This window comes from Streptacidiphilus rugosus AM-16 (assembly GCF_000744655.1).
GTDB lineage: Bacteria > Actinomycetota > Actinomycetes > Streptomycetales > Streptomycetaceae > Streptacidiphilus > Streptacidiphilus rugosus.
Genome location: NZ_JQMJ01000004.1, coordinates 4,949,653 through 4,974,177, shown reverse-complemented (window position 1 = coordinate 4,974,177; position 24,525 = coordinate 4,949,653). Strand labels below are relative to the sequence as shown.

The following is a 24,525-nucleotide window of genomic DNA, read 5'->3' as shown; positions in this document are numbered from 1 at the left end:
GTGGGACGGCCTGGCCCGAGGGGCTAGTTCGTCAGCCGGTTGGTGCCGTAGTGCTCGATCAGCGACTCGTTCGCCGCCAGGTCGAGGTCGGCCGTGAACCTGAGCGAGTCCCGCATCTGCTCAAGAGTGATCGCCGGGTTGGGGACGCCGCCGAGCGTGTACGTGAACGACTGCCCCGGTGCGACCTGCCGCTGGGAGAGCGGCACGTCGTGGAAGTCGATCCTGGCGATGTAGAACGACGTCCCGTCACCCCGCGGGACCTCCAGGTAGTCCTGCTGGGGGTGCCCGTAGGCCTGGGTGGCGGTGTAGCCGTGATTGTCGGAGCCGGACGGGGCCCGGAAGACCAGCACGGCGCAGTCCGTGGCAAGCACCTCGGAGGAGGTGTTGGTGAACGTGAACTGCCAGTTGCCATACCACTGGTTGCCGGTGAAGGAGACGGCTTCGGACAGGCCCACGTTGCTGGTGAACTTGGTGGTGAGCGGTTCGCTCAGCACCGGGTTCGCCCCGCCGACGGGGTGGTTGACGCCGTTGGCGCACCGTTCGAGCGGCTGGCCGTACTGGGAGGGCTGCCCGGCGGGCACGGCCTGGGTGAACGTGGACGGTCCGGAGCTGACCGCCGAGGTGGAGTTGGCGTCCGCCTGGGCGGAGCTCCCTGTGGCGAAAGCCGTGATCCCGGCGAGCAGCAGCACGGTGCCGAGCCCTGCCAGGCCGGGTTTGACGGACTTGATCCGCATGACGAAGAGATCCCTTCGATCGCGAGCGTGCCGCACGCTGCGGTAGCCGTGCGGTCGGTGGGGGTGTCGCGAGAACGGTGGTGCACGCCCAGGGTGTCCGTGGGGCCGTCCAGGCACGTGGGGGCGAACCTCTGGACGGCGTCGCGGGTTTCCACCGAGGGCCGCATGTTCACGTTGGCACCTTGACGAAGGGCCGTCAAGAGGAAGGTCTAGTCCAATAGGCCGGATCAACACGTCGGCGGGTCGGACTGTCAAGCCCTGTGCAGGGGCAATGCCAGGCGGGTGGCGAACGGTCATGTAACCGACAGAGAAATTGCACCGATGTTCTTGACTGGTCTGGACCAATGGCGCTTTGCTGCTGGGATCCCCACTCACCCCCACTTCTGGAGTGGCACATGCGATCCCTGTCCCGAAGGCCGCACCGCAGCGCGCGCATCGCGTCGGTGCTGGCCGTCCTGGTCGGCAGCATCGGTTCCTTCACGGTTCTGAGCACCGCGAGTCCGGCGATGGCGGCCGACTGCGCCGCGGCCTGGAACTCCGGCTCGGTCTACACCGGCGGCATGACCGCCTCCTACAACGGCGACAACTGGCAGGCCAAGTGGTGGACGCAGGGCGAGACGCCCGGCGTCGCCGACGTCTGGGCCGACCAGGGTGCCTGCGGCGGCTCCGGCGGCACCACGGGTGGCGGCTGCAACTACCCCGCCTGGGCGGCCGGACAGTCCTACGCGACCGGCGCCATCGTCCGGTACACCCCCAACGGCCAGTACTACATCGCCACCCACGACAACCCCGGCTACGACCCCACCATCAGCACCTGGTTCTGGTCCCCCTACACCTGCTCCGGCGGCTCCGGCGGCGGTGGCACGGGCGGCGGCACCGGCGGATTCGTGGTCAGCGAGGCGCAGTTCGACCAGATGTTCCCGAACCGGAACTCCTTCTACACCTACAGCGGTCTGGTCGCCGCGCTGAGCGCCTACCCCGGCTTCGCCACCACCGGCAGCGCCACCGTGCAGAAGCAGGAGGCTGCCGCCTTCCTCGCCAACGTCGACCACGAGACCGGCGGCCTGGTCTACATCAACGAGGTCGACCAGTCGGGGAACTACTGCGCGAGCGAGCCCTACGGCTGCCCCGCCGGCACCTACGCCTACTACGGCCGCGGTCCGATGCAGCTCAGCTGGAACTTCAACTACAAGGCCGCCGGCGACGCCCTCGGCATCGACCTGCTGGACAACCCCGGCCTGGTCGCCTCGGACCCGGCGGTCTCCTGGAAGACCGGCCTCTGGTACTGGAACACCCAGACCGGCCCCGGCTCGATGACCCCCCACAACGCGATGGTCAACGGCGCGGGCTTCGGCGAGACCATCCGCAGCATCAACGGCAGCATCGAGTGCAACGGCGCCAACGCCGCCGAGATGCAGGACCGGGTCAACGACTACGTCTCCTTCACCTCCATCCTCGGCGTCCCGACAGGCTCCAACCTCACCTGCTGACACCCGCCCGTCGGAACGTCCGCCCGCCGGCCGTCCCGATCAGGCGAACCGCGAAGCTCCCGGCGCCCGGGTTGTCGCCCAATCCTCCCCGCCGGGAGCTCCGCCCGTCCCACCCTTCGCGGGGCGACCGGAAGGAACCGTCGCCGCTTTCGTGCTGTCCTCCCACGGGACGGGCGTACTAGTCTCTGTTCGAACGCCGTCGCCGACACGGGGGTTGATGTGGCGATCGAGCTGCCGCAAGTCGTGGCCGACTTCCTGAACTTCATCGGGATCAAGTGGCCGCAGGTCAACGAGGACGCCGTGCGCGACTTCGCCGGACACGTACGGACCTTCGCCTCCGGCATCGAGGGGACGCACCAGGACGCCACGGCGACCCTGCAGGCCATGAACTCGGCGTACCAGGCCAACTCGTACGACCTGCTGGTCTCCAAGTGGGCCCACCTGTCGCAGGGTCACATGCAGGACCTGCTGAACGCCTGCTCGTTCCTCGCCGACGCGCTGGAGGCGGCCGCGGACTACATCGTGGCGATGAAGCTGGAGTGCATCGGCGAACTCGCGGTGCTGGCCGCGTCGTTCGTCGCCGACCAGGCCGCCGCCGTGGCAACGCTGGGCCTGGCCGAGGCGGCGGAGGTGGCCATCGTCGAAGGGGCCAAGAAACTGGTCGAGTTCCTCAAGCAGGAGCTGATCCAGTACCTCGTCGGCCAGGTCATCAACGCGGCGCTGACGCCGTTGCTCGGCGTCGTGGAGAAGGCCGTGGCCGGCATGAGTTACAAGGCCCTGGAGGACATGCTCGGCGTCTCCGGCGGTGGCGCGGGCGAGGGGCTCATGGTCCACCCCGACCAACTCCGGGAACACGCCTCCGCCTTCAGCGGCCACGCGGAGATGGTCCGGATGCACGCGCAGACCTTCAGCACGAACCTGTCGGGGGTGAGCTTCTCGTGAGCGACCCGTTGGTCGAGCCCCTCGAACACACCCTGGAGAAGACCGGCAAGGCGCTGGGCCAGGACATGGCGCACGCCCTCGGCGGGGTCTACGACGAGACCGCGCAGAACGTCCACACGATCGCGAAGAACGTCGAGGAGAACGAGCAGAAGGTCGTTCGCAAGTACTTCATCGACGACGACGGCACCGTCAAGGAACTACGAGGCGGCAAGCTCGAGGCGATCGAGGCCGACGACGACTCGGGCATCCGCGGGATCCTCGACAGCAACCGCAATCCCGACGGCGTCAAGAACCTGACGAAGAACGAGAGGGGCAACCTCTCCGCGCGTGACGCGAAATGGAAGAAGCTCGGGCGTACCGAAGGGAAGGAGGGGGAGTGGGTCGAGTCGAAGAAGATCGACCAGCCGACCGACCTCTCCCAGGCCTGCGAGGAGGCCCGCCGCGCCCGCGGTGATTACGGCGGCAACAACTACGCGGCCCTGCACTACCGCTCCGAGGACGGCAAGGAGGAGTTCGTGCTGATCGGCCGGAGCAGCCAGAAGCGCAACGACTCGGAGCGCTCCATCGGCTATCCGATGGTCCATCAGGGGAAACAGTTCCAGGTCGACCGGATCTACACGGAACGCAGGCCGTGCCAGGACAACATGAACTGCCGCCGATGGCTCAACATGCACATCTACCATCCGACGCTGAACTCCAAGCTGGAGGTCACCCACGGCATGGAGTACGACAACGCCATCGAGAACACGGTGGACCGGAACAAGCCGTTCGGCCGCTACATATCCGAGCTCCAGTCCGGTCACGCCGCAGGCAAGTACGGCGGCGGCCTCGCCGGGACCAGGAACTTCGACGTGTAGTTTTTCCTGACGACGCCACCTCCCGAGAACCACCGGCTCAGCGGTCCACCCCTGGAGATCCCGTGCTCTTCCCCCTGACCTCGGACGACCTCGCCTCCCTGCTGCCGCCGGGACAGGTGGTGCTGACCGATCGGTCGGTCGCCGAGCGGGTCATCGCCCGCGCCGACGCCGTCGCCTTCCTCAGCGAGGTGGGGGTGCCGAGGTGCAGCGGTCTCTTCGAGATGGACGCGTCGCTGGCCGCGGCGTCCACCCCGGAGGACTTCGTGGTCGACGACGAGGACGCCGCCCCGGTGATCGAACTCGCCTCGACGGGCGAGCTCGGCTCGCTGGGCTGCCTGCAGGACGCCTCGGTGTACGTCCGTCGGAGCGACGGTGCGGTCTTCGCGGTCTGGGACGACGAGGACGAGGACGTCGAGCAGTTGAACGCCGACGTCTCGTCGCTCGCGAAGCTGCTGCTCCTGATCGAGTCGAAGGCGCCCGACCCCGCCCTCGGCTACACCGAGGCGCTGCCGCTCTACTCCCGGGCCGCCCAGGAGATCAAGGACGAGATGACGGCCGTGGACTCCGCCCCCTTCGCCGACCCCGGCGGATTCTGGACCGGCTACCTCGACTCCTTCGCCGGCGGCATGTTCCCCCGAGAGGCGCGGTAGGAGACCGGTGGGAGCGGTGGAGACGCGGACCGCCGACCGGGCCCAGGCCGCGGATCCGGCCCCGGCGGCCACGGTAGCGTTGCTGGCTACGTCCCGGCTTCGCATGGAACCCCGGAAGGAACCGACATGAGCACCGATCCCGGCCGTGCGCTGCTGGAGCGCTTCGGCGTGCAGGGCCTGCGCCGGCTGGCGTGGCCGGCCGAGGCCGGACCGGGCGGGGCCGGGTGCGTGACCGAGGTCGGGGTGCCGGTGCAGGTCGGACGGTACTTCAGCGCGCCGGACGCGGAGGCCGAGCCCGCGCCGACGACGGCGCAGGGGCGTCCGGTGCTCGGGTACGACGGGCCCGTCGAGCTGTATGTGACCCCCGAGGGCGCGGTCCGTGGCGGCTTCGACGGCTTCGCGCTGCCCGAGATGCCGGTGAACAGCGGCGTGGACCGGTTCCTCCTCTGCCTGACCGCCCTGGACAGGGCCGTGCCGCTGATCGCCGGGGCCGAGGACCAGGGCGACGCGCTGGCGGTCTACCGCGAGCTGCGGGCCGAGCTGACGGCTCTCGACGAGGAGGCGTTCGCCGACCGCGAGGGCTGGTGGCCGCGGGTCCTGGACGACCTGCGGCACCCGCTCAATGTCCGTTCCTCGGCCGCGATCGGCTACCGGGACGCCCAGGGCGAGGAGCAGATCCTGGTGGCGACGACGGGACCGGGCCTGCCGCATCCGGAGGAGATCGCCTGGGACCGGCTCGCCGCGGCCGGCGTGCCGGGGGAGGCGGTCACCAGCGTCTTCACCGAGCTGCAGGCCTGCTTCATGCCGGGCCACTGGTGCGCGCTGTGGATGCCGGCGGAGTTCCCGCAGGCGCGGTTCACGCACCGATTCGACTACGGGCGCGACGCCGGGTCCCGCGAGGCGGGCGTGAAGGCGCTGATGCTGCACATCCTCGAACAGGACTGACCGACACAGACAGCCGCCGGCTCAGGGCGACCGGGGACAGGGGACGAGACGCGATGGAACGGACACCGGTGCCGCCGCTGCCGGGCGGGCGGAAGCCCGCCGGGGCGGCGCTGTTCGGATGGCTGGCCGATCCGCTCGCGCCGCGACTGTGCGTGGTCACCGGCGCGCCGGGCTCGGGCAAGAGCCATCTGCTGGCGTGGCTGACGACGGCCTGCTCCGCCGACGACGCGCCGCAGGAGCGGCGCGTCCACGCGATGGTGCCGCTGCTCGGGCTGACCGTCTCCTCGGCGGTGTGGATCGCCGCCCGCCAACTCGACCTCTACGCACGGACCCCGGCGCAGCTCGTCGGCGCCCTCGCCGCCGACTCCCGGCCGACCGTGTTCTGCCTGGCCGACCTGCATCGCGCCGGCGGGCCCGCGCTGCCCGACGAGCCACGCCAGGTCCTGGACGAGCTGGTCCTCCCGCTGCTCGAACTGCCGCAGGTGCGCATCGTCGTCGAGACCGACGCCACGACGGCGGCGCTGCTGCGGGAGGCGACGGGCGCCGACGACGTGCCCGCCGCCGTCATGGACCTCGACGCACCCCAGTGGACCGATGCCGAGCGGTTCGGTCGCTGGTACGCCGGGCTCCCGGGCGCGCCCGCGACGGCGCGTCCGCCGGCCGAGGCCGCGTACCCCAGCCCCGGTCTGGCGCGACTCGCCGCAGGGCTCGGCGAAGGGTTCGGCGCTGGGCGTCCGTCGGTCGAGCTGCTCGACCGCTGGTGGGCCGGGACGCCCGACGCGGCCCGGCCCGCGCTCGCCGCCCTCGCCACCGTGGACGCGCCCCTCACGGCGGAGGGCTGGACGCTGCTCGTGCCCGACCCCGAGGCTCGCCGACTGGTCGCGGAGCTGCTGCCCGTCGCGCCGTCAGGCGTGCCGCTGCTGAGCACCGCGCTCGCGGACCATGTCCGCCCGCACATGCCGGAGGAGCTGCCGCAGCAGCTGTGCCGTGCCCTGGTGCAGGCCGTGCCGCGGCGGTCGGACGGCCGCCCCGACCTGGACGGCGTGCCGGAGGAGCACCTGACCCTGCTGCTGACCCAGACGCTGGCGACCGGTCAGGCCCAGGACCTGCTCGGGGACCCGGAGTTCCTGGTGCGGGCCGACCCGCACCGGATCACCACCGCGCTCAAGGCCACCGGGGCGACCGGCCCGCTCGCCCAGGCCTGGGCCGAGGCCGGTCCCGCCCTCACGGAGGAGGACGACCCCGGCGTCCGCGCCGAGATCCTGCGCCACCGACTGCACGGCACCCCGCTCGCGCCCACGCGTGAAGGCCGGGCCGCCGGCGGCGGGCTGCGCACGCTGTGGCGGCTCGCGCGCGGCGCCGCCTCCTGGCCCGGTCCGGTGACCGCGCTCGCGGCGGGCCGTGCGGCGGACGGCAAGTCCGACGGCTCGCTGCTGATCGCCGACGCGACCGGTGGTCTCCACCGGCTCTCCCTGATCGACGGCAGCTCCCTCGGCCGCGTGCCGCTGGCACAGCCGCACCCGTTGCGGGCGCTGGACTACGGCGACGACGGCTCGCTGACCCGGCTGGACGTCTGGGGCACGTCGAGTCTCGAACTCCCCTCCGCCGCCCGGACGGAGAGCGAACTCTTCGCGCTGCTGCGCTTCGGTGACGCCTGCGTCCTGGGCAACGCCGCCGGCGAACTGACCTGGCACCAGTCCGGCGCGCACACTTCCCCCGATGCGGACGGGGGCGCCGACGCCGACCGGACGGAGCGGGTCCGCCCGCACACCGGCCCGGTCTCGTCGCTGGCCGTCGCGCAGCCGCCGGGACTGCCCCCTCTGGTGTTCAGCGGTGGCGCGGACGGCACGGTCCGGCTGTGGAGCCCCGGCGCGGAACCGTTCCCCGAACCGCTGGACCGGCGCGCCTGCCCGGTGCTCTCCGTCTCCGTGGCGGTCGGGACCGAGGCAGTGGGCAACCCGCTGACGCTCGCCGTGAGTTGGGCCGACGGCCTGGTCCGCCTGCTCCGGTTCGGCGGCGAGGAGGACCCCCGGGACCTGCGCCTCGGCGCACCCGTCCTCGGCCTCCTGCTGCTCGGGCCGAACCGACTGGTCCTCGCCTCGGCCGAGGAGGTCTCGGTCGTCGAGCCAGGAGGGTAGCGCCCGTCCCGGCCGTCTGCCGCCCGGACCACCACGGCCGCGCTGTCGCGGCGACGAGGCGCGCGGCGGCGTTCGGGAGTGTGTGGGCACGACGGCCAGGAGGCCGTCGTCGTAGGTCGGTTCGCCAACCGCCGACCGCCCGGGACCCAACATGGATGTCGTGTAATATGTTGCCCGATGAGGGAGGGGTGCCGATGAGGACCGCCGAGGAACTGCGCTACCTGATCCTGGCGATCCAGCGCGAGGGCAACAAACAGCTCGCGGCCGACCTCAGGCCCCTCGGCGTCACACCGTCCCAGGCCGAGGTCCTGCGGGTGCTGGGCGACCGCCAGCCGCTCACCCTGTCCGGGCTCGGGGAGCTGCTGGTCTGCGAGACCACCGCGAGCCCCAGCCGCCTGGTGGACCGCCTGGTCGCCCAGGATCTGGTCCGGCGCGACACCGACCCCGCCGACCGCCGCTACGTCACCCTCTCGCTGACGACCGAGGGCCGCGCCCTGGAGCGCCGGATCGTCGAGGTCGAGGCACGGCTCTACGACTCCCTGGACCACCTCACGGCCGACCAGCCGACGCAGCAGGGCCTCGACCTCCTCCGCAGCATCGCCCGGGCCTTCCCCGCAGGCGAGGCGCTGGCCCGCCGCATCAGCCCCCCGCCCACCGGCACGTCCGGCGCCGACGCGGGCTAGAGTCCTGCGTCGTGGACGCCGACGAACTCGCCCGTCAGGCCCGGACGGAGACCGCGTGCATCCCGCCGCAGCTGGTCGCCCGGCTCGTCGAGCTCGGGCACGGCGACGAGGTGGCGTACCAGGCCACCCGGGGGGAGTGGTTCTGCGCCCGTGAGTACGCAAGGCTGCTCGCCGGGCAGGACCGGCACCCCGAGGCCCTGGAGCTCCTCGCCCCTTACCTCCACACGGGGTGGTGGACGGCGGCCGAGACCGCTGCCGGGCTGCTCGCGGACTGCCGCAGGGCAGCCGAGGCGATCGCGCTGACCCACCCTCACGCCGCGAGCGGATACCGGCCCGCGCTCGAGTTCCACGCCCGCCTCCTCGCCCGCCACGGCCGCGGCGAAGAGGCGTTCGCCCTGCTGGTCCCGCTCCTCGACGACGGAGCCATCGCCGCAGCGCTCGTCGACGCCGCCAGGGACGCGGGCCGTGACCAGGACGCCGCCGCGCTGCTGGCCGCCCGCGTCGAAGCAGGCCACCACTGCGACAACGCCGCATGCCGCCGCACCTGCGAGCCGCACAACGCCGTGGACCTGCTCGCCGCCGTCCGCGAACGCCAGGGCCGCACGGACGAGGCCGTGGCGCTGCTGCGCACCCGGCGCAGCACGCCCGACGCCGACCACGACCAACTGGCCGACCTGCTGGCCCACCACGACAGGATCGAGGAGCTGCGCGCCTACGCGGCGGTCGAGGACCACGGCTTCGCCGCCCAGCGCCTCGCCGAACTGCTGGAGCGACGCGGGGACGTGGACGGCGCGGTCGCGGCCTACCGACAGCCCTGCGCCTGGGTCGGCGGCCGTCGCCGGATGGCACTGCGGCTCTCCGAACTTCTGGCCCGCCACGGCCGAGGCGCGGAGGCCGTCGAGGTTCTGCGCCGGCTTGCCGACTCACCGGACGGCGAGGAGCACCGGATCATCGACAGGCTCTGCGACCGCTACGCCGCCGAGGGGCGTCCCGAGGACGGCCTGGCCTACCTCGACGGCCTCACGTCCCGGCGCGGCGAGGAGGAATGGGAGACCTTCCGGGCACGGCTCAGGCTGATCGCGGCCGCCGGTCGCCCCGAGGAGGCCCTCGGTCGGGCACGCGCACACCGGCAGGGAGGTACCTGGTACGCGGCCCCGGCCGTCGCCGAGCTGCTGAAGCTGGCCGGACGCCCCGAGGAGGCCGTGACCGTCCTTCGGCAGCAGCTGCCCGCCACCCGCGTCGCCCTCGCGGAACATCTCGTCGACCTCGGTCGCGTCCGGGAAGCGGTGGCCGTCCTCCAGGACTGAGCGACTCCGCGTGCTTCGCGCAGAAACGCTGCACAAACGGTCCCGCTCGCCCGCGCCCGAGATCGGGCATCACCTGGAACGCGCAGGGCACCTTGTCCGATCAGAGCTGGGAGAGCGAGATGAAACTGCTCGACGAACTGCCGGTGGACCATCGCCTCGGCCAGGTCTACCGATACGGCGCCGGCCTGTGCGGGGTGGCACTGCTCGTCTTCGGCTGCCTCGGATTCGCCGACGGCCTGGCGTTCTTCAGCACCCACGGTGAGCAGGTCGCCGGCCTGTCCAGCAACGGTCTGCTCAGTTTCCTGTCCATCCTGTTCGCCGTCGCTCTGATCGTGGGCGCGGTCATCGGCGGAAACACGGCTTCCACGATCAACATCGTCGTCGGCGCCGCCTTCGTCCTCAGCGGCTTCGTCAACCTGGGCCTGCTCGACTCCAGCGCCAACTTCCTCGCGTTCCGGATGCCCAACGTCATGTTCAGCTTCATCATGGGCCTGGTCGTCGCCACCTTCGGCATGTACGGACGGGTCAGCTGGAAACTGCCTCACGACAACCCCTACTGGCGCGCCCGCCACCCCGAACGGGCCGACGCCGAGCAGCGACGCCTCTCCCTCCCCGCCGGCGGAACGGGACAGCGGCCACCCCTCACGCAGTGAGCGGTCGGCCGCGAGGCGCCCGCGGACGCCACCGCGGCCCGATCACCGAACGAGCTTTCCCTCCGCGTCGCGCGGGCGGACGGGGTGCTGACTGAGGATGGAGATCCTGTTGAACGCGTTGATCGTGATCGCCACCCACTCCGCGGCCACGAACGCGTCGTCACCGAGCACGTGCCGTGCTCCGGCCAGGTCCGCTTCCGCTTCGTCGGTCAGCGGCAGACTCGTGGCCGCCTCCGCGACGGCCAGCACCGCCCGCTCGCGCTCGGAGAAGACGTTCGCCTCCCGCCAGGCCGGCAGCAGATCCAACTTCTGCTGCGGAAGCCCGGACTGCCGGGCCTCCCGGCCGTGCAGGTCGAGGCAGAACGAGCACGCGTTCATCTGGGAGGCACGGACCTTGATCAGCTCCCTCTCCTGCGACGAAAGACCCCGGGCGGACGCGGATTCCGTGACCACGGCCGAGTAGGCCTGGGCCGCCTTCCAGATCTCCGGTGCGACCTTGTCCACGAACGGACGCATGAAACTCCTGACTCAAGAAGCCCGCCGGATGCGTACCGCGGTCGGCGGAACGGGCGCGTTGACTCGGGCGAGGAAGGCGGCAGCGAAGATCCGACCACCTGCCCTGTCGCGTTCCTCGAGTGGCCACCACCCTAAGCGACACGGGCCGGGGCAATTCCGATGCCCCGGTCGACGGCATCGTCTGCGGTCCTCAGGTGCGGGGACGACCGGATCGCAGAGCGCGAGGAAGGTCTCCGTGCTCGAACGCCGCATCGGACCGGTCGGCCGGCGCCGACCGCTGGGCCAGCGCCTTCAGCGCCTCCAGGCCGGCCGTGACGTCGGAGCGGTTGTCTGCCCGCTTCATCCACAGCGGCAGCCTGGCGAACATCGAGCCTGCCGTCACCAGCGGGCCGCTCTCGCGCAGCCGGGCGTCCACGAAGGCGGCGAGCGCGTCGACGTGTTCTTCGTTGTAGGCCCACAGGACCCGGCCCGCGCAGAACGTCTGCAGCCAGAGAGGCTGCCTGAAGAACGGATCCTGGCTGTCGCCGACCGCAGCGCCCAGGATCTGGGTCCAGGGGAGCCGCGGCTCCCAGTCGGCTGTGGCCCCGCAGCCGCTGCAGGCCAGACGCCGTGGGACGAACACTCTCTCAAGGGGAAGACCCGGCCGCGGAACCACGACTGCCCGGCCGCCGCACCGAGGGCAGACGACCAGGATTCGTCGGTGAGCGAAGCCGGCCAACCGACCTCCACGGTCGTAGTGACGACGAGGGCCGGTAGCCGGATCAACCGGATCTGAGTTCACGTCGGACAGCGTCGCAGACTCGCCACGCCGCCTGCGAACGGGGGCGCCCAGGCCAGGTCAGAGCGTGACCAGGACGGCGTCGGTCCTGGAGGTCTCCCGCTGCCAGCGCTCCAGCAGAACGCCGAGCTGGTCCTGGAACTCCTGCTTGGGCAGGCCGAAGCGGGCCTCCAGCAGACCCGGCACCCGGATCGGGGCCGTGCCCGCGCAGTGGAGGTAGGCGAACATCCGGGGCGTGCCGGTGGGCACGGTGACCCGGCGGCGCGCCTCGATGCGGGTGATCTCCTGCCAGGGGACGGTCCGGCGCTTCAGCCGGCTGTTCAGTACGACGCCCTGCGGAGTGAGGAGCGTGGCTTCCGAGGCGTACTCCAGCTGCTTGAAGGCCCCGAGGCCCAGAGCCGCGGCGAGCATGATCACCGTGCCGACCGGATCGACCTTCATCGCTCTGTCGAACCCGATTGGCGCGAGCACTGCGGCGACAGTCACGAGGACTGCCAGCCGGACCCACACTCTGCGCTTCTCACGTGGGCCGAAGCCGAGTCTGATCTCTTCCACGCGAGGATCGTAGGAGGTGAGGCCCGGATGTCAACTGTCGTGATCCGACGGCTGCGCCGCTGGGAGCGGTGGCAGCGCCGTGTGGTTCGGGCTTGACGGTCTCTCGGCATCAGAGGCCTCGTGGGACCTCAGGGCTGCCATGCCCGGTGGGTGGTGGGCACGGCAGCCGCAGGCCATGACGGTCGACGTGGACCGACGGCCGTCAAGGAACTCCGGTCGTGACGAGGGCGGGACGGGTGTGTTCAGCGCCCCCGCCGAACAGACCTACTCACCCAGGGGGTTGTAGAGCGGGACGCCGATGCGCGCACAGGCGTCGTCGGGTGAGGTCACCGGGCGGGCTCGGAGGATGGCGCGGGTCCGGGCGTCGGAGAGGCTGATGGCGTACCACGGGGCGTCCGGGGCGACCGCGTTGTCGCTGATGCCCTGCAACGCGCAGGCGCGCATGTCATCGGGGAGGCCGTCCAGCGCGGGGGCGGCGTCCGCGGACAGGTCGCGCAGGTAGCCGATGTCGATCTGGCCGGTCTGCCGGTAGCGGGCCACGTTCTGTTCGGCGATCAGCGCGTCCGGCCGGATCAGCCCGTACACCGCCAGGCCCACCGCCGCGCTGAGGACGACGGCACGCGGCAGCCAGGCCCGGCTGCTGAGGATCCCGCCCGCGATCAGCAGAACGAAGACGACGCCCAGCCAGATCTCCACGCCCGCGACGGAGAGCCGGAGCCTGCTCAGCCCGAAGGCGTCGACGTACAGCTTCATCCGGTAGAGCGCCGAGACCACGACCACCAGGGTGAGCGTGCACAACAGGCCCAGCATGGACTTCACCAACCGCCGATCCCCCGCAGTGGAGCGGGGAGCCCAGTACGTGGCGAGCGCCACCACCAGGAGGGTCAGCACCAGCACCCACAGCAACTGCCAGAAGCCCTGCCGGGCGTACTCGGCCGGGAAGAGGCCGGTGCGGCGGTAGATCGAGCCGCTGCGGAACAGCACCGCCAGCTGGACTCCCACGAAGACGCCGAACAGCAGGTTGAGCAGGCCCAGGGGCAGCGCCCACTCCAGGCGGCTGCGCTGCCTGCCTGCGGGGATCCGCGTCCTGTCCCAGCGTCTGGGCGCCGCCGCGGTGTGGGCGGCGGTCAGGGCCAGCAAGGTGCCGAGGGCGAAGAGCAGCACCCGCAGGGGCGTGTCGCCGACGCTGACGGTGGGCAGCATCGAGCCGAGGATCGAGCCGACCTGGGAGTCGGCGGTGCCGAAGAGCAGCCCGAAGACGATCAGCAGCACAGCGGTGACAGCCGCCGTCCTGACGGCCACCGCGAGCTTGGTCCGGCCCGGGTAGCGCAGGGCGCGCAGAGCGGCCGCGGCCCAGCCGACGGCGGGTCCGAGGTGCGCCCACAGGCCGAGCAGGCCGAGCCCGACCCCGGCCCAGCGGCGTCCGCCGTGCAGGGCCAGCGAACCGATGCCGAGCGCGGCGCAGACCGCCAGGAGCGTGGGCCAGGCGGACGCGGAGACGACGGGCACCGCGAGCAGCGCCAGCACGGCGACCGTCCACAGGACCGTCCAGGGCCGGATCCTGCGGCCGGTCCGGTGCGCCGTCACGCCCGCGCCGCCGGCCAGGACGGCCGCGCAGACGAGCAGGTTGGCGCCGATCCCGCTGCGCAGAGTGACAGCGGCCGCCAGGCCGGTGAGCGCGGCGGAGGCCAGGACGCCGACGCTCGGCGGAGCGGCCGGGCGGGACAGGGTGGCCCGGTCGACCGGGCGCGCCGACGCGGGCGGAGCGGGCGGCTTGAGCAGGAGTGGCTGCACACCCGCGGACGCAGGCGTGACTGCGGGTGTGGCTGCAGGCGTGGCTGCCGGTGTGTTGGCGGGCGTGGTGGCAGGCGTGTCGGGCATGGCCCCCCTCGGGCTGTCGGGGCGGCCGACACTAGCGGCCCGGCAGTCGAATTGAACAGGTTCAAATCGATCTCCGGGCGGTGCTGTCGCAGAACTGTGACAGAGCGCCGAGCATGCGTCAGCCGATGGGCGGCGTCGCGGAGTCGGCCGGGAGTCATCCTCCAGACGTCATCGGCTCGAACATCCGGAGTCGCCGCCGCGTGGGTCGCCGGGCGGCCCCGGCCCTCGGCTCAGGGGGTCGGCGCGGCAGTGCCTGGGTGTGGAGGCTCTTGTTGTGCGTCCATTGGACGCATAACATGCGTCCAATGGACGCACAGCGCGTCGGATCGGCAACCGCGGCCGGAGGGGCAGTGCCACCATGACCGAGATCGCCAGCTCATTCGTTCCGGTCCAGCAGGACCTGGAGTTCAACCTCCCCCCGTCCTTCGACAACCCGGCTGACGAGCGAGAACACCGCAAGCAGCGACTGGCGGGCGCCTGCCGCATCTTCGGCCGCCTCGGATTCGCCGAGGGCGTGGCGGGCCACATCACCGTCCGCGACCCGGAGTTCCCCGACATGTTCTGGGTCAACCCCTTCGGCATGTCCTTCCGGCACGTCACCGTCTCCGACCTGATCCTGGTCGACCACGAGGGCCAGGTGCGACACGGACGCCGGCCCGTCAACAAGGCCGGATACGTCATCCACTCCGCCATCCACAAGGCCCGCCCGGACGTGGTGGCCGCCTGTCACGCCCACGCCGTCCACGGCAAGGCGTGGTCGAGCCTCGGACGCCTCCTGGATCCGATCACCCAGGACGCCTGTGCGTTGTTCGAGAACCACGTCGTGGTCGAGGACGGCGCGGGAGCCGTCGTCGTGGACGAAGAGGCCGGCGAGCTCCTGGCGCGCGGACTGGGCAGTCACCGCGCGGCCATCCACCAGAACCACGGCATCTTCACCGTCGGTGAATCCGTCGACGAAGCCGCCTGGTGGTTCATCACCATGGAACGCAGCGCCCAGGCGCAGCTTCTGGCCGAAGCCGCGGGCACGCCGAAACTGATCGACGACGAATCCGCCCGCTACACCCGCCAGCAGACCGGCTTTCCCCTCGCTGGCTGGTTCTCCTTCCAGCCGCTGTGGGACGAAATCGTCCGTACCGACCCCGAGCTCTTCGCATGACCGGGACGGCCCGTCCGCCCGCGGACACCGGAAACGCCCACGAGCCGACCACCGCCGCGGCCTCCACTGCCGTGTCGGCCACCGCCGCGCCGATCCCCGGCTCGGCCGGCTGGTGGAAGCAGCGCTACCTCGTCCGCTCGCGTCAGCGCCCCCGCCCGGGCGGGCTGACCCTCGCCGCCATCACCGGAGCCGCTCTCCAGATCACCGACCGCGAGGGGTTGGACGCTCTGACGATGCGGCGGCTCGCCGACAGCCTCGACGTTCGGCACACCAGCCTGTACCGCCATGTCGCCAGCCGGGAGGAACTCCTGGTCGAGATGGTCGACCACATGCTCGGCGAAGTGCGTCTGCCGCAGCCGGACCCGGGGTGGCGTGCCGGCACCGAGGCGGGCGCCCACGAGTACCGCCGGGTCTTGCACGAACACCCCGCCGTGGTACCTCTGATGACGACGGGCCAACTGCTGGGCCCCAACGCGCTGCGGGCACGCGAGCAGGGGCTTTCCGTTCTGAGCCTCGCGGGCTGGCCGCCACGCCGGGCGGTGCAGATCTATCTCACCGTCACGCACTTCGTCGTGGGCACGGCCATCTGGGAGACCAGCGGCGCTGCCCGCACCACGGAGCAGCGAGCCGCCATGAGCGACCTGTTCGCCTCCCTGCCGTCCGGGCGGCTGCCGACGCTCAGCGCGCACGCCGCACTGCTGGGCGCGCCGGACGGTGACGAGGAATTCGATTTCGGCCTGCGCTGCCTGCTCGACGGCATCGCCCGGACGTGGGACCTGCCGTGACTGAGCCGGACCACACCATGCCGCCGCTGTCGCGCTGGCACGCCGACGGAAGGACGATCGCCCTGAGGGGACGCGTCGGCCCGCACATGATCTTCACCAGGCAGGACGGCCCGGTGGACGGCCTCCCCGTCACGCTCGTCCACGGCTTTCCGACCTCCTCGCACGACTGGGCTCCCGTCGTCCCGCAGCTCGCCGCCGCGGGATTCCGGGTCACCACGCTCGATCTGCTCGGCTTCGGCAACAGCGACAAGCCCCGGCGCCACGTCTACTCGATCACGGAGCAGGCGGATCTGGTCGAGAGCCTCTGGGACGAACTCGGCATCGACCGCACGGCACTTGTCGCGCACGACTACGGTGTCAGCGTCGCCCAGGAGCTTCTGGCCCGCCGCCCCGAACGGATCACGCGAATGGCCTGGCTCAACGGCGGCCTGTACGCCGACCTGCACCGGCCCCTCCTCGTCCAGCGGCTCCTCCACGGCCCGCTCGGCCCCCTTCTCTCCAGAGCCGTGACCCGGCGTGGCTTCCGCTCCTCGATGCGCCGCGTCCTCGGCCGCCCCGTGGCCGATGCCGACCTGGACACCATGTGGACCGCCATCTCGGCCGCCAACGGCCACCTCCTGGCGCACCGGCTGCTCCGCTACATCGACGACCGGCGTACCCATCAGGCCAGGTGGGTCCACGCGCTGGAAACGTACCCCGGTCCCGTCGCCTTCGTCTGGGGCCCGGCCGACCCGATCAGCGGGGCCCATGTGCTGGCACGCATCCGCGAGCGCATGCCGCACGCGGCGATCGACGAACTGTCGGAGCCCCCAGCCGTCGGCCATTACCCGCAGGTTGAGGCACCGGAGGCGGTGGCAGGGCACCTGGTGAGTTTCCTGAGCGCCGGCTGAGCTGCCGGGAGGGGATCGTTCGCCCACACCGGGTTGACGGCAAGGCAGGTCGGCCGGGCCTCGACGCGCGTCCACGCGGATGGCCCCGGGCCTGCCCATCCCAAGGGGATCAGCAGGCCCGGGGCCGGGAGCCTCGCCGATCCGGGCGAAACGGCGAACGGGTGAGGGGCCAGCCGCAGCGGCGGCTGGCCCCTCACCCGTCAACGGTGCGCGGCAGGGTCAACTGCCGACGGCGATCTCGCTTGCGGAGTCACCGACGGCGGTCCAGCTGGTCCCGCTACCGGTCCAGGTGGAGACGGCCGAGAAGTCGCTGGAGATGCCGTACAGGCTGCTGGCTCCGACGGCGTAGGTGGCGCCGGGGCCGCCGACGACGGTCCAGGATCCGGGTGTGCCGTTGTACTTGCTGATGCTGCCGTCGTTGGGGTTGGTGGCGAAGAGGCCGAAGCCTCCGGCGTAGATCTGGGTTGCGGCTCCGCCGATGGCGGTCCAGGCTCCGGGGCCGCTGCCGGTGCCGTTCCACACGGACACGGCGCTCTTGTCGCTGGAGAGCCCGTAGAGGTGGTCGTTGCTGACGGCGTAGGTGGCGCCGGGGCCGCCGACGACGGTCCAGGATCCGGGTGTGCCGTTGTACTTGCTGATGCTGCCGTCGTTGGGGTTGGTGGCGAAGAGGCCGAAGCCTCCGGCGTAGATCTGGGTTGCGGCTCCGCCGATGGCGGTCCAGGCTCCGGGGCCGCTGCCGGTGCCGTTCCACACGGACACGGCGCTCTTGTCGCTGGAGAGCCCGTAGAGGTGGTCGTTGCTGACGGCGTAGGTGGCGCCGGGGCCGCCGACGACGGTCCAGGATCCGGGTGTGCCGTTGTACTTGCTGATGCTGCCGTCGTTGGGGTTGGTGGCGAAGAGGCCGAAGCCTCCGGCGTAGATCTGGGTTGCGGCCCCGCCGATGACTGTCCAGGCTCCGGGGCCGCTGCCGGTGCCGTTCCACACGGACACCGCGCTCTTGTCGCTGGAGAGCCCGTACAGGCGGTTACCGCCCGAGGGAGCCACCGTGACGCCCGTCGCGGCGTAGCTGTGGTCGGCCCCGTCGATCTCGTTGGCGACGGGCTGGACGGAGTAGGTGCCTGCGGTCAGGCCGTTGGTGTTCCAGGTGTAGGCGTAGCCGGTCGTGTTGGGGCTGGCCGGCCCGCCGCCGGCGCGGAAGGTCTGGTTGTAGCCTCCCGGTCCGGTGATGACGTAGTTGACGTAGTTGATGTAGCCGTTGGCGGTGACCGTGGAGGTCAGGTTCACCGTGCTGCCGTCCTGCTGGGCGTTGGCGGTGACGCTGAATCCGGCGGGGATGGCGGGGGCGAGGTTGTTGGAGCGCAGGAGTTCGAAGGAGCTCTTGGGGTAGCCGTCGATGGAGGTGTCGCTGGTGCTGGCGGAGTACTCGCCGGTGGTGACGGAGGGGTTGTCCTCGGCGATGTAGTGGAAGGTGCCGGCGGACTGGTTGATCCAGCCGGCGAAGAGGTTGATGTGCTCGCCGGCGACGGCGAGGGCGTCGCCGGGCTGGAGTTGGGACCAGCTGGTGAGCTTGGTGCTGTAGGTGGAGGAGTCGATGCCGGGGGAGGGGGTGGTGACGACGGGGCTGCTGGTGAGCTGCCAGGCCATGTCCACGAGCCCGCCGCAGTCGGTGCGGTAGGGCCCGCCGACCTCGGCGTCGGAGAAGGACTGCCCCTGGTTGTAGCTGACGTTGTGGCTGACCCAGTCCAGGGCCCGCTGCACCATCTGCGCGCCGGTCAGCTTCTGTCCGACGCCGGTGCCGAGCGTGCCGGTGGAGGTGGGCGTCGCGTTCCCGTTGTTGACGTAGGTGCCGGTGTCGGCGTGGGCGGGGCCGGAGACGAGCAGCCCGGCGGCGACCGCGATGGCGGCCAGGGTCGCGGTGCGGATACCGGTGCGACGGGCGATGTTGCTGCGCATGGGGGAGTCCTTCGGGTCGAGGTGAGAAGTCGGGCGGGCGTGACGAACCAGGCCGGTCACGGCCGATGCAGTGGGGCGGGCGCTCAGCGGCGCGGGCCGACGGACCCGGTCAACGGGCGCGGCGAATTCGGTGCAGGTGAGGCGCGGGTCGCTCGAGACGGCTGTCCTGCAGGAACAGCGGTCACCGGGGTGGAACGTCACTCCGGGCGTGGTCGGGTGACGGGGGCCCGCTGGTTCAGGGGGTTGTGCCGTGGGTGTCCGACTGCTGGGTCCCGGGCCCGCGCGGCGTGAGGCGGCGGTCCTGCAGCAGCGGTGTGGCGCGGTGGGCGCGGCGTGTCACGTCGGCAGGGTGACGACGTCCATCCGGGTTCAGCCCCAGGTGCCGTTGTCCGGGGCGGTGGTGGGGGTGGCCGTGGCTTGGGTGGTGATGGTGGTGGTTGTGGTGGTGGGTGCGGCGTTGGCGGCGGTGGGGAGGAGGAGGACGGTGGCGAGGGCAAGGGTGGTGACCGCGGTGGCCTTGGCGAGTCGGGTGCGGAGCATGGTGGTGGTCCTTTTCGGGTGAAGGGGCAGCTGTTTGCGGTTCCGGTTCTGGCGTCCCGCGGTGACGCTCGGTCCGGTGGTTCTGCGGGTTGTTCGTGTTTCCTGCTGGCGATGACCAGCTTCGTCGTGGTCGGTCGTCCGGGGAAGGAGTTCCGGGTGTCGTCAACACGCCTGTCGGGAAGCAGACATCATGACGCGTACGCGTCAAGCTTGTGAGTCGTGTGGAAGGGAGTCCGCATACCGGTCTGACCTGCGACGAAGCCATTTGGGCGAGACGTTGCCCGGCGTCCGCATCCTTGGCGAGGTCCTCGTCGCCTCCCACTGATGCGGGCCGGCATGATCCGTCGCAACCCACCTTGCAAACGCCGCATCCCGCGGCTCCATGGTTCGGAGCCGCGGGATGCGAAGGGCCGACCGGCTTACATCATCTGCCAGTTGCCGAAGGCCCCGCCCACGCTGAACTGGCTGACTCCCAGGACGTCTCCGACGCCGTCCTTGCTGTAGACCGCGACCGTCTCGTCGGCGGCGAACAGGGCAGTCGGGTCGCCGACGGTGCCGGCAGCCACAGGGTTGCTGTTGCCGACGCCGTTCCAGTTGCCGAAGGTGCCACCGGCGCTGAACTGGGTGGTGCCGTACAGCCAGCCGTTGGTGTTGTGTGCGTACACCGTGATGCGGCCGGCGGCGTCCTGGATCACCGAGGGTCGGCCGGTCATGCCGGCGGGTGCGCCGAGGGACGCCCAGTTGGAGAAGGTGCCGCCGACGGTGGCCTGGCTGGTTCCTGAGACGTCGCCGACGCCGTTGGTCACGTAGATCGCCACGGTGCCGTTCCGGGTCAGCAGCACCGCCGGGTCGCTGACTACGCCGGAACTGCCGCCGACGCCGTTCCAGTTGCCGAAGGCACCGCCTGCGCTCAGCTGTGTGGTGCCGTACAGCCACCCGTTGGTGTTGCGGGCGTACACCGTGATGCGGCCGGTGGAGTCCTGGATCACCGAGGGTCGGCCGGTCATGCCGGCGGGTGCGCCGAGGGACGCCCAGTTGGAGAAGGTGCCGCCCACGGTGGCCTGGCTGGTTCCTGAGACGTCGCCGACGCCGTTGGTCACGTAGATCGCCACGGTGCCGTTCCGGGTCAGCAGCACCGCCGGGTCGCTGGCCACACCGCCGTTGCCGCCGACGATGTTCCAGTTGCCGAAGGCACCGCCTGCGCTGAACTGAGTGGTGCCCCAGACGAAGCCGTCGGCACTGCGGGCATACAGCGAGATGGCACCACTGGAGTCCTGGATCGCCGCGACCTTGCCCGTGAACTGGATGCCCGAAGACAACTGGGCCCAACTGTTGAACGGACCGCCGACGGTGTTCTGGTTGGTGCCGTAGACGTTGCCGTCGGTACCGACGTTGTACACCGCGATCGTGCCGTTGGCGGCGCGCAGCACGTTGGTGCCCTGCGGTTCCTGCAGCGTGAACGAGCCGCCGACGTAGGTGTGGTTCTGCCCGTCGATCTCGTTGGCGGTCATCGACACGGTGTAGGTACCCGGTGCCAGCGGGATCGTGTCGAATGCCAGGGGGTAGTACGACGCGCCTCCGGCGCTGGGGCTCAAGGGACCCGAGTTGTAGCCGTTGGGGCCGGTGATCTGATAGGTGAGGGAGTTGATCACGCCCTCCTGGGTCGGGTGAGCCGTCAGGTTGACAGTCCCCGACAGCGTCTGGCCGCTGTTGAAGCCCCACAGGTTGACGTTGAAGCCGGCCGGGATCGGGGTCCAGGAGGTGTCGTGCATCCAGTGCACGTCGCCGGAGCCGCCCAGGACGTTCTCCACCATGCCGTTGCTGACGGTGATGCCGTCCCACTCCCCGGGGGTGGAGGCGACCGCGTTCCAGTTCTGGTGGACCATGTCGATCGTGCCGTTGCCGTTGGCGTCGACGTGGCTGGCGATGACGACGCCGGTATGGCCGGCCCCGCTGTCGTAGTAGGCGATCACGTCGCCCGGCTGGGGGGCGGTGTGGTCGGACAGGGAGTTGCCGCGCAGCACGAAGCGACCGGGGTGGATCTTGTTGAGGGCGGTGGTGAGGTTGTCGGCCTGGTCCTTGCCGTTGCCGCCGTCGTTGCCGGTCAGGCCCCAGCGCTGGATGGCGTAGCGCATCGGGAGCTCGGCGCATTCCCATTCGTTGCTGCCCCAGCCGGTGGCGCGGTCGTTGCCGTTGCTGTACCCGCAGACCTGCAGGCCGGCGATCTTCTGGTTGAGCAGGCTGTCGAAGCCGCCGTCGCAAGTGCCGTTGCCGTGGTTCCAGTAGCTGGACGGAGGCGCGGGCAGCGCTCCGCCGAAGGAGATGGCCGGGTCCCCGGTCGTCGTGGTGGCCATGGGATGGCCGTGGGGGTGGGAGCCGGTGTTGGCGGCGGTGACGTCGACGGTGGTCGGCGTCGTCAGGTGCCCGGAGGTCACGGTGATGCCGGCGCCGAACCGCGCCGGGACGTTCGGCTCGGCGTGTTCGGCGCGCACCACCCAGACCCTCTTGCCCGCCTCGACGATCCACTGCACGGTCAGGAGTTTGCTGGTGCCGTCGGTCTCGTGCCTCACCTGCCCGACGACCTTCTGGCCGAACAACGTGGCGACCGGACCGCGGGTCGAGGGGCCGCCGACCGACCGCCAGGCGGCGGCGCCACCTGATGCGGCGACGGGGAAGTCGGACTTCGGCAACTGCTCACCGAAGGGCACCGCGGTGACCGAGAAGAACCGGAACGGAGCGGGCGCCTCGACCGAGGCGCTCTGCACGGAGTCCCCGGGCTTGGCGGCGAACGACGCACCGACCGGCATGTCGGGATTGGTGACGGTGAGCGCGACACCGTCGACGGTCATGGCGTGGCGCGAGGTCGCGGCCTCTGCGGTGGCGGCCGCCGCCGCGCCGGTGGGATCCGCGGCGTGTGCGGCGGACATCGCCCCCATCGGAGCGGCCAGGGCTGCAGCGAGGACGATCGCGGACAGGCTGCGGGAAGCGCGAGGCATGGACGTCTCCTCAGTCGGAGTCAGGAAGGGTCTGTGTCAGTGCTGTTGCAACCGGTCGGCTGTGCGAGCCGGGGACGGGGGGGGAACGACGGGGTGCTCCCGCGGCCGGCGATGACCCCGAAATCCCGCGGGGTCCGTCCACGCCGGTGATGCAGCGGGGGTCGCTCGACGGTGCGGTGGTCCGGGATCTGCCGGGTGCGGATGTCCGCTGCCTGCCGCCGCCTCGGTCCGGGCGTCGTCTGCGCGGTGCCCGGACCGGGTTCCCCCTGCGGGTGGGGCACGGCGGCCGCAGGTCCGGCCTGCGGCCGCGCGCGCCGTGGATGCTTCGCGGGAGCCGGCGTGGCGTCAGGCGACGCCGAGGGCGAACGGGGCGCCGTCGGCGGTGATGGTGCTGCCGGTGCCGGTGGCCAGCCACAGGCTGCCGTTAGTGTCGCGGCCCTTCCACTCGGCCTCGAAGGTGCCGTTGGGGAGGGTGACCAGGGAGGGGCTGGTGCCGGCGGCGACGCCGAGCGCGAAGGGGGCGCCGTCGGCGGTGATGCCGGCGCCGGTGCCGGTGGCCAGCCAGAGGCTGTTGTTGGCGTCGCGGCCCTGCCAGGCCACCTCGAATCCGCCGCCGGCCGTCGCGGCGACCGAGGGGCTGGTGCCGGCGGCCACACCGAGGAGGTTCGGGTCGCCCTTCGCGGTGATGCTGATGCCACTGCCCGTGGCCAGCCAGAGGCTGTTGTTGGCGTCGCGGCCCTGCCAGGCCACCTCGAATCCGCCGTTTGGCAGGGGGGCCAGCGACGGGCTGGTGTTCGCGGCGACGCCGAGCAGCCAGGGGTCGCCGTCGGCGGTCAGCGAGGTGCCGTTCCCGGTGGCGAGCCAGAGGCTGTTGTTGCTGTCCCGGCCCTGCCAGGCGACCTCGAATCCGCCGCCGGCGAGCGGGACCAGGGAGGGGCTGGTGCCGGCGGCCACGCCGAGTGCCATCGGGTCGTTCTTCGCGGTGATGCTGGTGCCGCTGCCGGTGGCGAGCCAGAGGCTGTTGTTGGCGTCCCGGCCCTGCCAGGCCACCTCCCACTGGTTGTTGGGGAGCGCGACGATGGAGGGGCTGGTGTTCGGGGCGACGCCCAGAGCGTAGGGGTCGGCGACGGAGGTGATGGTGTTGCCGCTGCCGGTGGCGACCCACAGGCTGTTGTTGGCGTCCCGGCCCTGCCAGGCGGCGACCCAGGTGCCGTCTGCGAGGGTCGTGATCGACGGTTTCGTCCCCGCCGCGACCCCGAGCAGTTTCGGGTCGCCGTAGGACGAGAGCGAGGTGCCGCTCCCGGTGCCGACCCAGAGGCTGTTGTTGGCGTCGCGGCCCTGCCAGGCGACGTCGAACCCGTTGTTGGTCAGTGGGGTGAGGCTGGAGCCGCCCTGCAGGGCGGTGGAGACAGGTCCGCCTCCGCCGCCGGAGCTGGAGGCGCCGGAGCTGACGTAGCCCAGGACCCACATCTCGTAGCTCTGTCCGGCGAAGAGGTGGGTGTTCGGATTCCAGGGGGCGCCGTTGCCCTCGTCGACCTGGACGCTGCTGGTGGACCACCAGGGGCTTCCACCCCCGCCTTCGTCGCCGCCGATGTCGGACAGCATGCCGTTGCTGTAGTTGGTGACCAGGGCGATGTGGGAGCCCTGGGTGGGGTACTGGTTGTCGCCGAAGACGACGGCGTCGCCGGGCTGGGGGGTGTAGCCGCTGCCGAGGGCGTGGTACGCGGAGGTGCTCATCCAGGAGGGAACCGACGCCGGGTTGCTCGCGGGGACGGTGATGCCGGCCTGCTGCCACACCCAGGAGACGAAGTCCCCGCACCAGTACTCGCCCGTGCCGCCGTTGGCGCTGCAACTGCTGTCGAAGCCGGTGCCTCCTGCGCTGTTCGTGTCGCAGTAGTGCTTGCCCAGGTTCGCGTCGGCGATGTTCACGATCTGGGTGCCGGTGGCGGCGGACGCGGGAGTGGCGCCCAGGCCCAGGGCGGCGATGCCGCCCACGGCGGCGGCGGTGAGGCCGGCAAGGGCGCGGAGCTTGGTGCGGTTGGTCGTCGAAGACATGACTTCTCCAGGTGGCGTGAA

At 71.2% G+C, this 24,525-nt stretch carries 21 protein-coding genes; 12 read left to right on the top strand and 9 right to left on the bottom strand.

The features are described 5' to 3' along the window. Positions 1-23 precede the first annotated feature (23 nt). Positions 24-734 (bottom strand): hypothetical protein, encoded by a 711-nt coding sequence (locus BS83_RS31860; RefSeq protein ID WP_037606872.1) that lies wholly within the window; start codon positions 732-734, stop codon positions 24-26. Positions 735-1,129: 395 nt separating this feature from the next. Between BS83_RS31860 and BS83_RS31855 the strand changes: the two genes are divergently transcribed. The 9 genes from BS83_RS31855 to BS83_RS31815 all read left to right on the top strand — a co-directional run bounded on the left by BS83_RS31855 (position 1,130) and on the right by BS83_RS31815 (position 10,399). Continuing rightward, the gene (locus tag BS83_RS31855) at positions 1,130-2,224 is read left to right on the top strand and encodes a glycoside hydrolase family 19 protein (RefSeq protein WP_051944411.1); all 1,095 of its coding nucleotides are present in this window, start codon (positions 1,130-1,132) and stop codon (positions 2,222-2,224) included. A 219-nt stretch (positions 2,225-2,443) separates the two neighbouring features. Next, positions 2,444-3,166: a WXG100-like domain-containing protein gene (locus BS83_RS31850; protein ID WP_037606869.1), complete on the top strand. Its 723-nt coding sequence runs from the start codon at positions 2,444-2,446 to the stop codon at positions 3,164-3,166. Continuing rightward, positions 3,163-4,023: a nucleic acid/nucleotide deaminase domain-containing protein gene (locus BS83_RS31845; RefSeq protein ID WP_037606868.1), complete on the top strand. Its 861-nt coding sequence runs from the start codon at positions 3,163-3,165 to the stop codon at positions 4,021-4,023. The genes BS83_RS31850 and BS83_RS31845 overlap by 4 nt, the downstream gene beginning before the upstream one ends. A gap of 62 nt (positions 4,024-4,085) precedes the next feature. Then, positions 4,086-4,673, top strand: a complete 588-nt coding sequence (locus BS83_RS31840; RefSeq protein WP_037606866.1) for an SUKH-4 family immunity protein — start codon at positions 4,086-4,088, stop codon at positions 4,671-4,673. A 126-nt stretch (positions 4,674-4,799) separates the two neighbouring features. Continuing rightward, positions 4,800-5,618: a nucleic acid/nucleotide deaminase domain-containing protein gene (locus BS83_RS31835; protein ID WP_037606864.1), complete on the top strand. Its 819-nt coding sequence runs from the start codon at positions 4,800-4,802 to the stop codon at positions 5,616-5,618. Between the two features lie 53 nt (positions 5,619-5,671). After that, the gene (locus BS83_RS31830; protein WP_037606863.1) at positions 5,672-7,756 is read left to right on the top strand and encodes a WD40 repeat domain-containing protein; all 2,085 of its coding nucleotides are present in this window, start codon (positions 5,672-5,674) and stop codon (positions 7,754-7,756) included. A 194-nt stretch (positions 7,757-7,950) separates the two neighbouring features. Then, positions 7,951-8,439, top strand: coding sequence for a MarR family winged helix-turn-helix transcriptional regulator (locus tag BS83_RS31825; protein WP_051944410.1), 489 nt, complete (start codon positions 7,951-7,953; stop codon positions 8,437-8,439). A gap of 11 nt (positions 8,440-8,450) precedes the next feature. Further along, the gene (locus BS83_RS31820; protein ID WP_037606862.1) at positions 8,451-9,746 is read left to right on the top strand and encodes a tetratricopeptide repeat protein; all 1,296 of its coding nucleotides are present in this window, start codon (positions 8,451-8,453) and stop codon (positions 9,744-9,746) included. A 119-nt stretch (positions 9,747-9,865) separates the two neighbouring features. Beyond that, on the top strand, positions 9,866-10,399 hold the full coding sequence (locus BS83_RS31815; protein ID WP_051944409.1) for a DUF4383 domain-containing protein: 534 nt from the start codon (positions 9,866-9,868) through the stop codon (positions 10,397-10,399). Positions 10,400-10,441: 42 nt separating this feature from the next. On the opposite strand, the gene BS83_RS31810 is transcribed toward BS83_RS31815, so the two are convergent. The 4 genes from BS83_RS31810 to BS83_RS31795 all read right to left on the bottom strand — a co-directional run bounded on the left by BS83_RS31810 (position 10,442) and on the right by BS83_RS31795 (position 14,042). After that, positions 10,442-10,915 (bottom strand): carboxymuconolactone decarboxylase family protein, encoded by a 474-nt coding sequence (locus tag BS83_RS31810; protein ID WP_037606860.1) that lies wholly within the window; start codon positions 10,913-10,915, stop codon positions 10,442-10,444. A 190-nt stretch (positions 10,916-11,105) separates the two neighbouring features. Then, positions 11,106-11,537: a hypothetical protein gene (locus tag BS83_RS31805; RefSeq protein ID WP_232248557.1), complete on the bottom strand. Its 432-nt coding sequence runs from the start codon at positions 11,535-11,537 to the stop codon at positions 11,106-11,108. A gap of 216 nt (positions 11,538-11,753) precedes the next feature. Continuing rightward, the gene (locus BS83_RS31800; protein ID WP_157597402.1) at positions 11,754-12,248 is read right to left on the bottom strand and encodes a hypothetical protein; all 495 of its coding nucleotides are present in this window, start codon (positions 12,246-12,248) and stop codon (positions 11,754-11,756) included. A gap of 264 nt (positions 12,249-12,512) precedes the next feature. After that, positions 12,513-14,042 carry a DUF4153 domain-containing protein gene (locus tag BS83_RS31795; RefSeq protein ID WP_198035347.1) on the bottom strand — a complete coding sequence of 510 codons (1,530 nt, stop codon included), beginning with the start codon at positions 14,040-14,042 and terminating at the stop codon, positions 12,513-12,515. 445 nt (positions 14,043-14,487) lie between these two features. Between BS83_RS31795 and BS83_RS31790 the strand changes: the two genes are divergently transcribed. From BS83_RS31790 to BS83_RS31780, 3 genes are read left to right on the top strand one after another with little or no spacing between them, the layout of a single operon-like run. Beyond that, positions 14,488-15,285, top strand: a complete 798-nt coding sequence (locus BS83_RS31790) for a class II aldolase/adducin family protein (RefSeq protein WP_037606857.1) — start codon at positions 14,488-14,490, stop codon at positions 15,283-15,285. Further along, a complete protein-coding gene (locus tag BS83_RS31785; protein WP_051944408.1) occupies positions 15,282-16,070 on the top strand; it encodes a TetR/AcrR family transcriptional regulator in 789 nt (262 codons plus the stop codon). Before BS83_RS31790 ends, BS83_RS31785 begins: the two co-directional genes overlap by 4 nt. Then, the gene (locus tag BS83_RS31780; RefSeq protein ID WP_232248555.1) at positions 16,067-16,960 is read left to right on the top strand and encodes an alpha/beta fold hydrolase; all 894 of its coding nucleotides are present in this window, start codon (positions 16,067-16,069) and stop codon (positions 16,958-16,960) included. The genes BS83_RS31785 and BS83_RS31780 overlap by 4 nt, the downstream gene beginning before the upstream one ends. Positions 16,961-17,179: 219 nt before the next feature. Here BS83_RS31780 and BS83_RS31775 read toward each other — a convergent pair whose 3' ends face one another. The 4 genes from BS83_RS31775 to BS83_RS42410 all read right to left on the bottom strand — a co-directional run bounded on the left by BS83_RS31775 (position 17,180) and on the right by BS83_RS42410 (position 24,504). Then, on the bottom strand, positions 17,180-18,913 hold the full coding sequence (locus tag BS83_RS31775) for a hypothetical protein (protein WP_037606854.1): 1,734 nt from the start codon (positions 18,911-18,913) through the stop codon (positions 17,180-17,182). A gap of 369 nt (positions 18,914-19,282) precedes the next feature. Then, positions 19,283-19,453: a hypothetical protein gene (locus BS83_RS45925; RefSeq protein WP_157597400.1), complete on the bottom strand. Its 171-nt coding sequence runs from the start codon at positions 19,451-19,453 to the stop codon at positions 19,283-19,285. A gap of 419 nt (positions 19,454-19,872) precedes the next feature. After that, a complete protein-coding gene (locus BS83_RS45920; protein ID WP_037606852.1) occupies positions 19,873-22,449 on the bottom strand; it encodes a CHAP domain-containing protein in 2,577 nt (858 codons plus the stop codon). Between the two features lie 345 nt (positions 22,450-22,794). Beyond that, positions 22,795-24,504 carry a CHAP domain-containing protein gene (locus BS83_RS42410; RefSeq protein ID WP_051944407.1) on the bottom strand — a complete coding sequence of 570 codons (1,710 nt, stop codon included), beginning with the start codon at positions 24,502-24,504 and terminating at the stop codon, positions 22,795-22,797. Positions 24,505-24,525: the final 21 nt, after the last annotated feature.